The 14,339-nt window shown below is 63.9% G+C and carries 12 protein-coding genes; 2 read left to right on the plus strand and 10 right to left on the minus strand.

The annotated features are described in order from the left end of the window. Position 1: 1 nt before the first annotated feature. The 9 genes from XM53_RS14330 to XM53_RS14370 all read right to left on the minus strand — a co-directional run bounded on the left by XM53_RS14330 (position 2) and on the right by XM53_RS14370 (position 11,515). On the minus strand, positions 2-1,099 hold the full coding sequence (locus tag XM53_RS14330) for an ABC transporter permease (RefSeq protein WP_057794465.1): 1,098 nt from the start codon (positions 1,097-1,099) through the stop codon (positions 2-4). Further along, a complete protein-coding gene (locus XM53_RS14335; RefSeq protein ID WP_057794467.1) occupies positions 1,092-2,714 on the minus strand; it encodes an ABC transporter ATP-binding protein in 1,623 nt (540 codons plus the stop codon). The genes XM53_RS14330 and XM53_RS14335 overlap by 8 nt, the downstream gene beginning before the upstream one ends. Beyond that, positions 2,711-3,061, minus strand: coding sequence for a nuclear transport factor 2 family protein (locus tag XM53_RS14340; protein ID WP_144435545.1), 351 nt, complete (start codon positions 3,059-3,061; stop codon positions 2,711-2,713). Before XM53_RS14340 ends, XM53_RS14335 begins: the two co-directional genes overlap by 4 nt. Positions 3,062-3,111: 50 nt before the next feature. Then, a complete protein-coding gene (locus XM53_RS14345; RefSeq protein WP_057794471.1) occupies positions 3,112-4,101 on the minus strand; it encodes a BMP family lipoprotein in 990 nt (329 codons plus the stop codon). Positions 4,102-4,300: 199 nt separating this feature from the next. Beyond that, a complete protein-coding gene (locus tag XM53_RS14350; RefSeq protein ID WP_057794472.1) occupies positions 4,301-5,890 on the minus strand; it encodes an ABC transporter ATP-binding protein in 1,590 nt (529 codons plus the stop codon). Then, positions 5,887-6,996, minus strand: coding sequence for an ABC transporter permease (locus XM53_RS14355; protein ID WP_082631027.1), 1,110 nt, complete (start codon positions 6,994-6,996; stop codon positions 5,887-5,889). Before XM53_RS14355 ends, XM53_RS14350 begins: the two co-directional genes overlap by 4 nt. Position 6,997: 1 nt before the next feature. After that, complete coding sequence (locus XM53_RS14360) at positions 6,998-8,083, minus strand: microcin C ABC transporter permease YejB (RefSeq protein WP_057794474.1); 1,086 nt, start codon at positions 8,081-8,083, stop codon at positions 6,998-7,000. 63 nt (positions 8,084-8,146) lie between these two features. Next, positions 8,147-10,093, minus strand: a complete 1,947-nt coding sequence (locus XM53_RS14365) for an extracellular solute-binding protein (RefSeq protein ID WP_057794476.1) — start codon at positions 10,091-10,093, stop codon at positions 8,147-8,149. 210 nt (positions 10,094-10,303) lie between these two features. Then, positions 10,304-11,515 carry a c-type cytochrome gene (locus XM53_RS14370; protein WP_057794477.1) on the minus strand — a complete coding sequence of 404 codons (1,212 nt, stop codon included), beginning with the start codon at positions 11,513-11,515 and terminating at the stop codon, positions 10,304-10,306. Positions 11,516-11,656: 141 nt separating this feature from the next. On the opposite strand from XM53_RS14370, the gene XM53_RS14375 reads away from it, so the two are divergent. Both XM53_RS14375 and XM53_RS14380 read left to right on the plus strand, forming a co-directional pair. Further along, a complete protein-coding gene (locus XM53_RS14375; protein WP_057794479.1) occupies positions 11,657-12,490 on the plus strand; it encodes a prephenate dehydratase in 834 nt (277 codons plus the stop codon). A gap of 430 nt (positions 12,491-12,920) precedes the next feature. After that, positions 12,921-13,796: a hypothetical protein gene (locus XM53_RS14380; protein WP_057794481.1), complete on the plus strand. Its 876-nt coding sequence runs from the start codon at positions 12,921-12,923 to the stop codon at positions 13,794-13,796. Positions 13,797-13,869: 73 nt separating this feature from the next. On the opposite strand, the gene XM53_RS14385 is transcribed toward XM53_RS14380, so the two are convergent. Then, complete coding sequence (locus tag XM53_RS14385) at positions 13,870-14,337, minus strand: SRPBCC family protein (protein WP_057794483.1); 468 nt, start codon at positions 14,335-14,337, stop codon at positions 13,870-13,872. Between the last annotated feature and the right edge of the window lie 2 nt (positions 14,338-14,339).

The following is a 14,339-nucleotide window of genomic DNA, read 5'->3' on the forward strand; positions in this document are numbered from 1 at the left end:
CTCATGCCTTCCGCCTCCGCCGCAGCGCGCCATAGGCCCGCTCCATCGGCATCCGCACCATGTTGTCCAGCGCCCCGGTGAACAGGATCACCAGCGCCTGTATCACCACGATCAGCTCCCGCGGGATCGACGTCCACAGGCCCAGCTCGCCCCCGCCTTGGTACAGGAACCCAAAGAGGATCGCCGCCAGGAACACCCCCAACGGATGGTTCCGCCCCATCAGCGCCACCGCGATCCCGATGAACCCGGCGCCTTCGGTGGGGTTCAAGAGCAGCCGTTCCGCCTCACCCATCACCACGTTCACCGCCATCAGCCCGGCCAGCCCGCCCGAGATCAGCATCGCCACAACAACGATCTTCACCGGCCCGATCCCGGCATAGCGCGAGGCCGTCTGCGAATACCCCAGCGCCCGGATCTCATATCCCAGCCGCGTCCGCCAGATCAGCAGCCAGACGAACAGGCAGGCCAGCACCGCCACGAACAGGCTGATATTGACCGGCGCCGCGCGCGAAAACGAAATACCCAAGGGCGCCAGCATGTCGTGCAGCGTCGGCAAGGTCGCCCCCTCCGGAAACCGCGCCGTGGCCGGCTCCACCGATCCCGCCGGGCGTAACACACCGCCCAGAAGGTAGTTCAGCAGCGCGGCCGCGATCAGGTTGAACATGATCGTGGTGATCACGATGTGACTGCCCCGCGTCGCCTGCAGCCACGCCGGTATCAGCGCCCAAAGCGCCCCGAACACCGCGCCCCCCGCCATCGCGGCCGGCAAGGCCAGCGTCCAGTGCGGCCAGGGCAGCGCCAGGCACACCAGCGCCACGCCAAGCCCGCCCAGCATCGCCTGTCCCTCGGCCCCGATATTGAACATCCCCGCATGGCTCGCCACGGCAAAGGCCAGCCCGGTGAACATGAACGTCGTCGCGTAATAAAGCGTATAGCCCCAGCCATAAGTCGACCCGAACGCGCCCACGACCATGATCCTGACCGCCTCGACCGGGCTTTCCCCGATCGCCAGGATCACCAGCGCCGACAGCAGTGCGGCCAGCAAAAGCGACACCAGCGGCACCAGCACCGCGTCGGCCCAGCCCGGCAGCCTATCCATGCCCGCCTCCCTGTGCCGTGCCGTGTTCTTCCGCGTGCTCCTGCGCCTGCGCCTCCTGTGCCTCCTGCACGGCGGCGGCGGCATCCTCGGGCCGCCCCTCGATCCCGGCCATCAGCAGGCCCAGCTCGGTCTCGTCCGTCTGCCCTGGCAGACGCTCGCCCATGATCCGCCCGTCGAACATCACCGCGATCCGATCGCTCAGCGCCATCACCTCGTCCAGCTCCACGCTGACCAGCAAAATCGCCTTGCCCGCATCGCGCAGCGCGATGATCTGGGCGTGGATGAACTCGATCGCGCCGATATCCACGCCCCGCGTCGGCTGCCCCACCAACAACAGATCGGGGTTCCGCTCGATCTCCCGCGCCAGAACGATCTTCTGCTGGTTGCCGCCGCTGAAATGCCTGGCCGACAGTTTCGCATCGCGCGGCCGCACGTCGAACCTCTCCATCTTGGCCGCCGCCTCGGCCTCGATCCCGGCGTTGTCCATCAACAGTCCCGTTCCCGAAGCCGGATCGCGGTGATACCCGAACACACTGTTTTCCCACGCGGAGAACGCCATGATCAGCCCTTCGCGTTGCCGGTCCTCGGGCACGTGCCCCACCCCCGCCGCGCGCCGCGCCTTGCCATCCGCGCCACGCCCGGTCAGTGCAAGGTCCACGCCGTTCACCGTCACGCGGCCCGTCGCGGGCCGCATCCCGCCCAGAACCTCCAGCAGCTCCGACTGCCCGTTCCCGGCCACACCGGCCAGCCCCACGATCTCGCCGCGGCGCACCTGAAGGTCGATGCCGCGCAACCGCTCAACCCCCTGCCCATCGACCACGTGCAGGTTCTCGACCTCCAGCACCACGTCGCCGGGCCGGGCCGGCGCCTTCTCGACCCTGAGCAGCACCTTGCGCCCCACCATCAGCTCGGCCAGTTCCTCCGGCCCCGTCTCGGCGGTCCGGACCGTCGCCACAATCTCGCCCCGCCGCATGACGCTCACGTCATCGGTGATCTCCATGATCTCGCGCAGCTTGTGGGTGATGAGGATAATCGTCTTACCCTCGTCCCTGAGCCGGGCGAGGATGCGAAACAGCTGATCCGCCTCGGCGGGTGTCAGCACCCCCGTCGGCTCATCCAGGATCAGGATGTCCGCCTGCCGGTACAGCGCCTTGAGGATCTCCACCCGCTGCTGCATCCCCACGCCGATATCCTCGATCAGCGCGTCGGGCGTCACGTTCAGCTCGTATTCACGGGCCAGGGCCGCCAGTTCCCGCCGCGCCTTCGCCAGGCTGGGCCGCAAAAGCGCGCCGTCCTCAGCCCCCAGGATCACGTTCTCCAGAACGGTGAAATTCTCCACCAGCTTGAAATGCTGGAACACCATGCCGATGCCCGCCGCAATCGCCGCCTGGCTGTCGGGGATGCGCGTCTCCTGCCCCTTGATGAAAATCTTGCCCGCGTCGGCCTTGTAGAACCCGTAAAGGATCGACATCAGCGTCGATTTCCCCGCCCCGTTCTCGCCGATGATCCCGTGGATCGTGCCGGGGGCCACGCGGATCGAGATATCCTTGTTGGCTTGCACCGGACCGAAGGATTTCGATATCCCCCGCAACTCGATGGCCGGGGCCACGCTCACGTGCCCGTCCCCTTGAAGCCCACGATCCGGCTTAGCCGCTCGCCCGCGTCCGTCTCGATCACGAATTGCCCGGTCTGCATGTGCCCGCCGGCCATGATGAACTCGACCGTGGCAAGGATCACGCCGTCGCGGTCCTCCATACAGGCGATCTGCGCAATCGCGCCGGGGGCCATTTGCGAAAACTGTCCGACGTAATCCATCACCGCCGCCGTGCCGACCACCGGCGCCTCCAGCCTCGGGTCGGCATAGCGCACGCCCGACGCCAGCACGTCATTCAGCACGGCCATCCGCGCCTCTGCGTCACCGTCGCCCCAGGCGTTGAAAAACCGTCTGACACTGTCACTCATGGCAGCCTCCGGCCAGCGCCGGGCCACCGTCGCGGCCCGGCCTGACATGATCAGGACGCCGGACAGCTGTTGTCGGACATGTAGTCATGCACCACCAGCTCGCCATTCGCGATCTGCTCGGCGGCGGCGTCCACGGCCTCTTTCATCTCAGGCGTGACCAGCGCCTCGTTGTGCTCATCCATCGCATAGGCCACCCCGTCATTTGCGAGGCCCATCACGTTCACGCCGGTCTCGACGTCCGCGCCCGCCGACATCGCGTCATAGACGGCGTTGTCCACCCGCTTGACCATCGAGGTCAGAACGCTGCCTGGATGCAGGTAGTTCTGGTTGCTGTCCACGCCGATCCCCAGCACGTCCTCGTCGGCGGCGGTCTGCAACACGCCCGTCCCGGTGCCGCCCGCCGCGTGATATATCACGTCCGCGCCCTGGCTGATCTGCGCCTTGGTCAGCTCGGACCCCTTGACCGGGTCGTTCCAGGCGTCGGGCGTGGTGCCGGTCATGTTCTGGATCACGGTGGCCTCCGCATTGGCGGCCTTTACCCCCTGCACGTAACCGCAGGCGAACTTGCGGATCAGCGGAATGTCCATGCCGCCGATGAACCCGACCGTGCCCGACTCGCTGGCCATCGCCGCCATCATCCCCACCAGATAGCTGCCCTCGTGCTCGTTGAACACGACCGAGCGCACGTTGGGCTCTTCCACCACCATGTCGATGATCACGAACTTGGTGTCGGGATAGTCCGGCGCCACCTCGCCCAGGGTCTCGCCGAAGGCAAAGCCGACCATCACCACCGGGTTGTTTCCGGCCTCGGCAAAGCGGCGCATGAACTGCTCGCGCTGCGCTTCGGATTCCAGCTCGACCTCGTTGTAGCTGCCGCCGGTTTCTTCGGCCCAGCGCGACGCGCCATTATGGGCGCTTTCGTTGAACGACTTGTCGAACTTGCCGCCAAGATCATAGATCAGCGCCGGATCGGCCAGCGCGCCAGCGGCGGACAGCGCCAGCGTGGCGGCCGCGCTCATAAGGGTCTTCATCAGTGTCATGCGTCTCTCCCTAAGGTGCCGGGACCGGTACATGATCGACCGTATGGGTTGAATCACGCCGCCCCCTTTTTGATTTCGGCAAGTAGGCCGCAACTGGCCCCGTGGGTCAAGGTGGTGCGCAGCCTGCCGCAGGGTAAGCGCGATATCGTAAGCTCGCCCCGCAGGCCCCTGCGTAGGGTGGGTAAAACCCACGCGCCCCCTAAACCGTCAAATCCAACGCCGCCTGCAACAACGTCTTGGCGTACTCGGTCTTTGGCGCGTTGAAGATGTCCTCGGACGCCCCGTATTCCACGATATCGCCCTGCTTCATCACCACCACCTTGTGGCTCATCGCCCGCACCACGGCCAGGTCATGACTGATAAAGAGATACGTCAGCCCGTGTTTCACCTGCAACCGGCGCAACAGGTCCACGATCTGCACCTGCACCGTCATGTCCAGCGCACTCGTCGGCTCGTCCAGCACCACCAGCTTGGGCCGCAGGATCATCGCCCGCGCGATGGCGATCCGCTGGCGCTGCCCGCCGGAAAACTCGTGCGGATAGCGGTCCATCGTCTCTGGGTTCAGCTCGACCTCGCGCATCACCTCGGCCACCAGTTCTCGCACCGGCCGTCCGTCCGGGTTGCCATGCACGCCCAGCCCCTCGGCGATGATCTGCTCGCAGGTCATCCGCGGGCTCAGGCTGCCCACCGGGTCCTGGAACACGATCTGGATATCCGAGCGTTTGCGGCGCAGCTGCCGCGTGGACCACGCGCGCATGTCCTCGCCCTCGAACCGCATCTCGCCCTCGGATTCGATCAGCCGCATCAGCGCCAGCGCCAGCGTGGTCTTGCCCGACCCGCTTTCGCCCACGATCCCCAGCGTCTCGCCCCGGCGCACCTCGATATCGGCCTCGTTCACGGCCTTCACATGGCCCACCGTGCGCTTCAACAGCCCCTTCTGGATCGGGAACCAGATGCGCAGCCCATGCGTCTCGACCAGCGTCTCGGCGCCCTCCGGCACCGGATCGGGCACACCCGACGGCGCGGCGCCCAGCAGCTTTTTCGTGTAGTCATGCTGCGGATTGTCGAAGATCTCGGATGTCGGGCCGGTCTCCACGATCTCGCCGTCCTTCATCACGCAGACCCGGTCGGCGATCCGCCGCACCACGCCCAGATCATGCGTGATGAAAAGCAGCCCCATGTTCTCTTCCCGCTTCAACTCCGCCAACAGTTCAAGGATCTGTGCCTGGATGGTCACGTCCAGCGCCGTGGTGGGCTCGTCCGCGATCAGAACATCGGGCTTGTTCGACAGCGCCATGGCGATCATCACCCGCTGCCGCTGGCCGCCGGACAACTGGTGCGGATAGGCGCCCAGCCGGCTTTCGGGGTCGCGGATACCGACGCGGTTCAGCAGTTCCAAAATGCGCTCCCGCACCGCCGCGCCGCGCAACCCCTGGTGCAGCTCGATCGACTCGGTCAGCTGCTTTTCCAGCGTGTGCAGCGGGTTTAGGCTGGTCATCGGCTCCTGGAAGATGAAGCTGATGTCGTTGCCCCGCACCTTGCGCAGCAACTTGTCGTTCGCCCCGATCATCTGCTGCCCGTCATAGGTGACGCTGCCCTCGACAATCGCGCTGTCCCCCAACAGCGACACGGTGCTCAGCGCCGTCACCGACTTGCCCGAGCCACTCTCGCCCACCAGCGCCACGGTCTCGCCCCGGTCCACGCTGAACGACACGCCATGCACCGCCTGCGTCACCGCCCCGTCCTGGCGGAACCCCACCTTCAGGTCTTTGACTTCAAGCAGGCTCATTGAAAGGTCTTCCGTGGGTCGAACGCATCACGCACGCCTTCAAAGATGAAGACCAGCAGCGACAGCATGATCGCGAAGGTGAAGAACGCGGTAAAGGCCAGCCACGGCGCCTGCAAGTTCTGCTTGGCCTGCAATGTCAGCTCGCCCAGCGACGGCGCCCCCGACGGCAGGCCATAGCCCAGGAAATCCAGCGTCGCCAGCAGGCTGATCGTACCAGTGATGATGAACGGCAAAAAGGTCAGCGTCGCGACCATCGCGTTGGGCAGCATGTGGCGGAACATGATCTTCATGTTGCCCACGCCCAGCGCCTTGGCCGCGCGCACATACTCGAAATTGCGCGCGCGCAGGAATTCGGCGCGCACCACGCCCACCAGTGCCATCCACCCGAAGGCCACCATGATCCCGACCAACAGCCAGAATCCCCTCGGCAATATCGAGAACAGGATGATGATTACGTATAGCTGCGGCGTCGACGCCCAGATCTCGATGAACCTTTGAAAAAACAGGTCGATCCGCCCGCCGAAATACCCCTGCACGGCACCGGCAACGACCCCGATGACCGACGAAAAGAACGTCACCACCAGCGTGAACATCACCGCCAGCCGGAAGCCGTAGATGACAATCGCCAGCACGTCCCGCTTGGTCCCGTCGGTTCCCAGGATGTTCTGCTCGTTCGGCGGCAGCGGCGCGGCCCCCGGCCGGTCCACCGGCGTGTCATGGCTGTAGGGAATGATCGGCCAGATGGTCCAGCCCTTCTCGATCGTCTCGCCCATCACCTCGCCGTCCTGGGCGTTCTCGATGATCCCCTCGGGATCGTCGAAACAATCGACTAGCCCCCCCGACACGATCAGGCACTCCACCTCCGGATCGGCATAGACCGCCTCGGTCCGGAAATCCCCGCCGAACTCGGTCTCGGGATAGAACTTGAAGATCGGCATGTAATAGGCGTCGCGATACTTCACCAACAAAGGCTTGTCATTCGCCACGAACTCGGCCGGCAGGGTGATCACGCACAAAAGCGCAAAGATGATCAGCGACCAGAACGCCCGCCTGTTGCGCTTGAAATTGCGCCAGCGCCGCTGGTTCAGGGGGTTGAGCTTGATCATCTCAGCCCGACCTCTTCTCGAAGTCGATGCGCGGGTCGATCAGCACATAGGTCAGGTCCCCGATCAGCGCCACGATCAGCCCGATCAGCGTGGTGAGGTAAAGCGTGGCGAACATCACCGGGTAATCCCGCCCGATCGCCGCCTCAAAGAACAGCCGGCCCAGCCCATCCAGCGAAAAGATCGTCTCGATCAACAGGCTGCCGGTGAAAAAGACGCTCACGAAGACCCCCGGAAAGCCCGCGATCACGATCAGCATCCCGTTGCGGAAGACATGCCCGTACAGAACCTTGCGCTCGGTCAGGCCCTTGGCCCGCGCGGTCATCACGTATTGCTTCTTGATCTCGTCGAGGAACGAATTTTTGGTCAGGATCGTCAGCGTGGCGAACCCGCCGATGCTCAGCGCGGTGACCGGCAGCACGATATGCCACAGGTAATCCAGCACCTTGCCGATAACGGTCATGTCCTCCCACCCGTCCGAGGTCAGGCCCCGCAGCGGAAAGATCTGCCAGTAACTGCCCCCCGCGAACAACACCAGCAGCATGATCCCAAAGAGGAAAGCCGGAATCGCATAGGCCGCAATGATGATCCCGCTCGTCCAGGTGTCGAAACTGCTGCCGTCCTTCACCGCCTTGCGGATGCCCAAGGGGATCGACACCAAGTAGGACAGAAGCATCGTCCAGATGCCCAGCGTGATACTGACCGGCATCTTTTCCAGCACCAGGTCCATCACGTCGATCTTGCGGAAATAGCTCTCTCCGAAATCGAAGGTCGCGTAATTCCCCAGCATGGTCAGGAACCGCTCCAGCGGCGGCTTGTCCAGCCCGAACTGCGCCTCGAGCTCGGCAATGAACTCCGGCGGCAGACCCTGCGAGCCGATATAGCCGCTGTCGCCCTCGTTGCCGGTCACCGCGCCATCCTGTTCACCGCCCGCAAAACCGCCGAACACGTCGCCTTGGCCCTGGATGTCGGCAATCGCCTGCTCCACCGGGCCGCCGGGCAGGAACTGCACCAGCGCAAAGTTGATGATCATGATTCCGATCAGGGTCGGAATGATCAGCAACAGCCGTCTTACGATATAGGCGCCCACCCGTGGCCCCCTATGCCCGCGCGGCGCGCGTCAGCGCCCCGTCTTCCAGAACCTGCCAGATCGTCAAAGCGCGCCCGCCTCTCTCAGCTTTTGGGCCTTCTCGGCGTCGTACCACCAGAAGTCCAGCGTTCCCAGCAGGTAGGGCGGGATTTCCTCGGGCCGGCCATACTGATCCCAATAGGCGACCCAGTGATCGGGCGCATAGCCATCGGGGATCAGGACGAACTCGTGCCGCAACGCCCGGTCAAGCGCGCGTATCGTCATGTCCTCTTCTTCCTGGCTTTCGGTCATCAGCGATTCCTCGATGATCCGGTCCACCATCGGGCTGCGCAATCCCGCAGGGTTGAACAGATCGTCGGCCGCCTCGCTTCCGAACCGCTGGGCCAGGCCGGTGCCCGTCCCCATCAGGGCCGGATAGCCGTCGAACACCAGGTCATAGTCATGATCGCGCTCGCGCTTGGTGAACTGCGCGCTGTCCACGGCCTCGACCCGCGCATCGAGGCCCAGGTCCTGTAGGTTCGAGATGAAATTTTCGGCCACGGCCTTTTCCGTGGGCTGCCCCGACGCGTTCAGCAGGAAATCGAGCCGCAGCACCTGGCCGTCCTCGCCCCGCATCCTGCCGTCGTCGCCCACCGTGTATCCGGCTTCCTGCATCAGCCGCAGCGCCTGCCGCTTGTTCTTGCGCGAGGTCAGCCGCGCGGGATCGCTCGTATGCGGCACCCACGGCTCGGTCGTCTTGACCTCCTCGGGCACCACGTCACCCAGCGAATTGAGGAATTCCAGCTCGTCGCCCTCGGGCACGCCGGTGGCTTCCAGCGGTGTGCCGGTGGAATAGGACCGCTGCTGCTCGTAGAACCCGGCGAACAACGACTCGTTGGTCCACTCGAAATTGAACATCAGCGCGATGGCCTGCCGCACCCGCTTGTCCTTCAGCACGTCGCGGCGGGTGTTGAACACGATGCCCGTCATCTGCGGCGGCGATCCATCCGGGATCGCCTCCAGCTTCACCCAGCCCTTGTTGGCGGCGGGAAAGTCATAGGCGCTCGCCCACTGCTTGGGGTCGGCCTCGGTGCGATAGGTCACCTCGCCTGCCTTGAACGCCTCGAAAGCGGCGGTGGCATCTGCGAAATACTCCAGCCGGATCGTATCGAAATTGTGCCGGCCCTTGTTGATCGGCAAATCCCAGCCCCAGTAATCGGGGTTGCGCTTGATCACCACGCGGCGGTTCGGCACCACCTCTTCGATCACGTAAGGGCCCGAGCCCGGCGAGATCTCCAGCCGCGGCTCGTCCAGCCGCGCGCCGGTCTCCTCGTACCACGCCTTCGACCAGATCGGCACCGTGCCCACCTGGTCGATCAGGCTGCGGCGCGAAATGCCTTCGGCGAAATAGAACTTCACCGTGTGCTCGTCCAGCACCTCGACCTTCGGAATGCGCTTGCGCACCGCCTCGGCATAGCTTTTCAGCCCTTGGTCCAACAGCAGGTTGTGCGAAAACGCCACATCCTCGGCGGTGACCGGCGTGCCGTCGGAAAACGTCGCTTCGGGCCGCATGTGAAAGATCACCCAGGACTTGTCCTCGGGGTATTCGACCGTGTGCGCCACCAGACCGTACAGCCCGTTCATGTCGTCGCCCGGCAGGCTGCCCGACCCGGCCAGAACCTGGCCCAGCAGGCTCTCGTACCCGATCGTCGACAGGGCCGAGGCGCGTCCGTTGCGCGTATAGGGATTCATGGAATCGAAACTGCCCGCCAGCGCGATGGAAATCTCGCCGCCTTTCGGCGCATCGGGGTTCACATAGCTGAAATGCTCGTAATCCTCGGGGTATTTCAGCTCTCCGAAATACGAATATCCGTGGCTCTTGATAATGGTCTCGTCCGCGGCCTCGTCCTGCGCCAGCGCGGTGGTCGCGGCCAGCGCCGCGATGCACAGCCCGGTCAGCGCGGCGGTCAGGAAACGGGTGCGGGAAACGGCGATGGCCGGGGTCGTGGCCCGGCTGTGGCGTCGGGTCATTGGTCTCTCCTCTTGACCTGCCTGATGTGGGGTCAGTGTCGTTGCAAGGCAAGCTAAAGGAGGTTTGAAAGGGGTTTCAAGCGCCGAAAGCGGAATTCCCGCTCAAACTTTCCGTGTGGCGACGTCTTGCCGCCTCTCTGGCTGGCATCGCGCACGAAAAAGCCGCCGCTCCGGCCTGGAGCGACAGCTTTCCATGTCTCGGCGCCCGGCTCAGCCGCCGGTGGACTCCAGGTACTTGACCAGCGCCGCGCGCTCTTCTTCGTCACGCACGCCGCGATAGGCCATCTTGTTTCCCGGTGCATAGCCCTTGGGGTCTTCCAGCCACGCGTTCAGCTCGTCGGGCGTCCATTGCCCGCCCAGACCGGCCAGCGCGTCGGAATAGTTGAACCCTTCGACCGAAGCCTGGTCACGGCCCACCACACCCACAAGGTGCGGACCGACGCCATTCGCTTCTTCCTCGGCCTTGTGGCAGGCGGCACATTTGCGGAACGCGCGTTCCCCGTCGCCCACATCCGCAGCAGCCACCAGCTCGGCAAAGGCCGAGCCTTCGCCACCCGAGCTTTCTTCGGACGCCTGTTCTTCCGAGCCACTCTCGTCAGAGCCTTCCTCGGACGCTTCCTCGGTTGCTTCTTCAGAGCCTTCTTCAGAGCCTTCTTCAGCCGACGCTTCCTCGGTAGCTTCTTCGTCCGAGCCTTCCTCGGCAGCGGCTTCTTCCGTGCCTTCCTCTTCCGAGCCTTCCTCGGCAGATGCTTCCTCGGTCGCTTCCTCTTCCGAACCTTCCTCGGCAGAAGCCTCTTCCGTGGCTTCTTCTTCCGAACCCTCTTCGGTCGATCCCTCCTCGGCGCCCTCTTCGGCCGATGCGGTCTCTTCCGCGCCTTCCTCGGCGGCCACTTCCGTCATGTCGCCATCGGTCTGATCAAGAAAGGCAATTACGTTGGCGCGGTCTTCCGGCTTGGACAGACCGTTATAGCTCATCGACGTCCCCGGCGCATAGCCCGACGGGTTCTCCAGGAATGCATACAGATTCTCGGGTGTCCACACGTCTGCGGCTTCGCTCAGCGCACCAGAATAACTGAACCCATCGACAGAACCCACATCACGCCCGACCACGCCATAAAGATGCGGGCCGACGCCGTTCGCACCGTCTTCCGCCTGGTGGCAAGCCTTGCACTTGCCGAACACGCGCTCACCAGCGCCCACGTCAGCTTCGGAGTAAAGCGAGGCCAGCGTCACCGCTTCCTCTTCTTCCTCACCGCCGCCTTCGCCTTCGTCCACTTCGATGACATAGGCCGCCTCGTGCTCGCCGCCGTGGCCTCCGCCGACGTGATAGATCTCTTCCGCAGCCCACTTGCCAAGAAGAAAGACCAGGAACGTGCCGCAAAGGCCGCCCATGATCTTTGTGAAGGTCATTGTGTCAAACATAGCCCGCTTCCATCTGAATCTCTCGCGCGGTATCTATCCGCTTCCCCTCGGGCGGTGCAAGGTGTAGTTTCCGCGACCAAACGCCCGCCTTTCGTTAAAACTGGCGGGAAACAGTTAAAAAACAGGCGAAGACCCACTCACATGACCAAACGCATCGCCTTCCAGGGAGAGCCCGGCGCCTATTCCCACCAGGCTTGCCGCGACACCTATCCCGACATGGATACCCTGCCCTGCCGCACCTTCGAAGACGCGATCGAGGCCGTCCGCTCGGGCGAGGCCGACCTTGCCATGCTGCCCGTGGAAAACTCCACATTCGGTCGGGTGGCCGACATCCACCACCTGTTGCCGGACTCGGGCCTGCACATCATCGCCGAGGCTTTCGTGCGCGTGAACATCAATCTTCTGGCCCTGCCCGGCGTGCCGCTGACGCAGATCAAACGCGCCAAAAGTCATACGATGCTTTTGGGCCAGTGCCGCGCATTCCTGGCCCAACACGACATCCAGCGCGTCACCGGCGCCGACACCGCCGGCTCGGCCCGCGAGGTGGCCCAGGCCGGCGATCCCGAAATGGCAGCACTCGCCTCGGAACTCGCCGGCGAGATCTACGGCCTCGACGTGCTCGCCCGCGAGATCGAGGACGAGGGCAACAACTCCACGCGCTTCCTCGTCATGTCGCGCGAGCCGGATCATTCCTATCGAGGCGAAGACGGCATGATGACAACCTTCGTCTTCCAGGTCCGCAACATTCCAGCGGCCCTTTACAAGGCGATGGGCGGCTTCGCCACCAACGGCGTGAACATGACCAAGCTGGAAAGCTACATGGTCGGCGGCTCCTTCACCGCGACGCAGTTCTACGCCGATATCGAAGGCCACCCCGAAGACCCCGGCGTCAAGCTGGCGCTGGAAGAACTGGATTATTTCACCTCCGACGTCACCCTTCTGGGCGTCTATCCCGCAGATCCGCGCCGCCACTAGGGCGCGCCGGATCGGATGTGTGGCATCGCCAAAACCCGTCACTCGCGGTCCATGCGGGGTCGGAAATGCCGGTAGTGGCCTCTTTTCTGGCAACGGCTGATCGCACAACCGGGTCACGGCGGCGCCACGAACGCTCACTTGTTACAAAAGCGCCGTGACTCCAAATTTCACACCATTCATGTGCAAATTTGCACGATTATTTTGAAACTATTTTACCTCATTAAAACAAACTCTTATGAGAATACATCTCGCCCTAAACACGTTCTTCGTGATCGCCTATCGCTCGCTTATCACAGCGTTGTGCATTCGCGTGACGCTCCGGTAACGAGGCGCGGAGGTCCCCTGTCGCGCCACCCCATATGTCCCCATCTTGTTGCCAGACGACGCGGACAGCCCGCGACGCCCACACAAACAACGAAAGGAACACATCATGCGTATCATCAGCACCGTCGCGGTCATCGCCGCACTTGCCACTCCCGCCGCCGCACTCCAGGTGGTCAACGTTCTGGGCCAGCATAGCACGCCGCTCAACAGCAGCGTCCTGACCAATGGCGCCCCCTTCATGAACGACGAGAAGGACAATCAGCTGGGCTTCGGCTTCGGCGCGCCGTTCCAGGACGAGGAAAAAGACAATCAGCTCGGCCTCGCCGCCAATTTCGGCGCGCCCTTCGTAAACCAGGAGAAAGACGACCAGCGCGGCTATGGCACCGACGCGGCCTCCGACATCCAGCTGATCGCGAACAGCAAATACGGCGCTCCCTTCATGAACGATGAGAAAGACAATCAACTCGGCTTCGGCTTCGGCGCACCGTTCCAGGACGAGGAAAAGGACAATCAGCTCGGCCTCGCCGCCAACTTCGGCGCGCCCTTCGTAAACCAAGAGAAAGACGGCCAGCGCGGCTATGGCACCGACGCGGCCTCCGACATCCAGCTGATCGCGAACAGCAAATACGGCGCTCCCTTCATGAACGATGAGAAAGACAATCAACTCGGCTTCGGCTTCGGCGCACCGTTCCAGGACGAGGAAAAGGACAATCAGCTCGGCCTCGCCGCCAACTTCGGCGCGCCCTTCGTAAACCAAGAGAAAGACGGCCAGCGCGGCTATGGCACCGACGCGGCCTCCGACATCCAGCTGATCGCGAACAGCAAATACGGCGCCCCCTTCATGAACGAGGAAAAGGACAACCAGCTGGGCTTCGGCTTCGGCGCGCCGTTCCAGGACGAGGAAAAAGACAACCAGCTGGGCCTGGCGTTCGGCTACGGCGCGCCCTACTTCGACGAAGAAAAAGACAACCAGCTGGGCTAAGATCGGCCCCGACTGACACCGGAAAAACGGGTCGCCCCTATCGGCGGCCCGTTTTGCGTTCAGCCCAAGACACTCAGGCGACGGTCTTGTAGCGGTCCTCCAGCTCCTTGGCATAACCCGCCACGCGCAGGCGGAACCGCTTGTTCAGGTTGCCCTTCGCCAGCTTCATCGACTGCACCAGCAGTTTCGCCGCCAGCGTCTTGGGCGTCATGTCGATCACCACGCTGATCCGCGTGCGCGACCGCGACAGCGCCACCAGGTCCAGCACCATCTTGCCGCCCATGTTGGGCGACCGCGACGCGATGACCAGGCCGTTGGGCCGGTCCAGCTCGGTCAGCTCCAGCTGCATCTCGCGCCGCTTGCCCCGCAGGGTAAAGGCCGCGTCCCATTTCATCCCCGGCCGCGTCTCATTCAGGTCGTCGACGCGCTGCACCTCCGCCCCGCGCCGCAACGCCGACCGCTCGATCGCGGCGAAATCGGTCACCTGCTCGAACACGAACTCGATCGGGGCTTCTACGTCTTCATGGGCCACGAATTTCATCA

The organism is Roseovarius atlanticus, from assembly GCF_001441615.1.
GTDB lineage: Bacteria > Pseudomonadota > Alphaproteobacteria > Rhodobacterales > Rhodobacteraceae > Roseovarius > Roseovarius atlanticus.

What these genes read in the sequence shown, in the direction of transcription:
- XM53_RS14330 (WP_057794465.1), bottom strand. Translation starts at nt 1,099, where the DNA reads ATGGATAGGCTGCCGGGCTGGGCCGACGCGGTGCTGGTGCCGCTGGTG.
- XM53_RS14375 (WP_057794479.1), top strand. Translation starts at nt 11,657, where the DNA reads ATGACCAAACGCATCGCCTTCCAGGGAGAGCCCGGCGCCTATTCCCAC.
- XM53_RS14350 (WP_057794472.1), bottom strand. Translation starts at nt 5,890, where the DNA reads ATGAGCCTGCTTGAAGTCAAAGACCTGAAGGTGGGGTTCCGCCAGGAC.
- XM53_RS14380 (WP_057794481.1), top strand. Translation starts at nt 12,921, where the DNA reads ATGCGTATCATCAGCACCGTCGCGGTCATCGCCGCACTTGCCACTCCC.
- XM53_RS14370 (WP_057794477.1), bottom strand. Translation starts at nt 11,515, where the DNA reads ATGTTTGACACAATGACCTTCACAAAGATCATGGGCGGCCTTTGCGGC.
- XM53_RS14385 (WP_057794483.1), bottom strand. Translation starts at nt 14,337, where the DNA reads ATGAAATTCGTGGCCCATGAAGACGTAGAAGCCCCGATCGAGTTCGTG.
- XM53_RS14340 (WP_144435545.1), bottom strand. Translation starts at nt 3,061, where the DNA reads ATGAGTGACAGTGTCAGACGGTTTTTCAACGCCTGGGGCGACGGTGAC.
- XM53_RS14365 (WP_057794476.1), bottom strand. Translation starts at nt 10,093, where the DNA reads ATGACCCGACGCCACAGCCGGGCCACGACCCCGGCCATCGCCGTTTCC.
- XM53_RS14355 (WP_082631027.1), bottom strand. Translation starts at nt 6,996, where the DNA reads ATGATCAAGCTCAACCCCCTGAACCAGCGGCGCTGGCGCAATTTCAAG.
- XM53_RS14345 (WP_057794471.1), bottom strand. Translation starts at nt 4,101, where the DNA reads ATGACACTGATGAAGACCCTTATGAGCGCGGCCGCCACGCTGGCGCTG.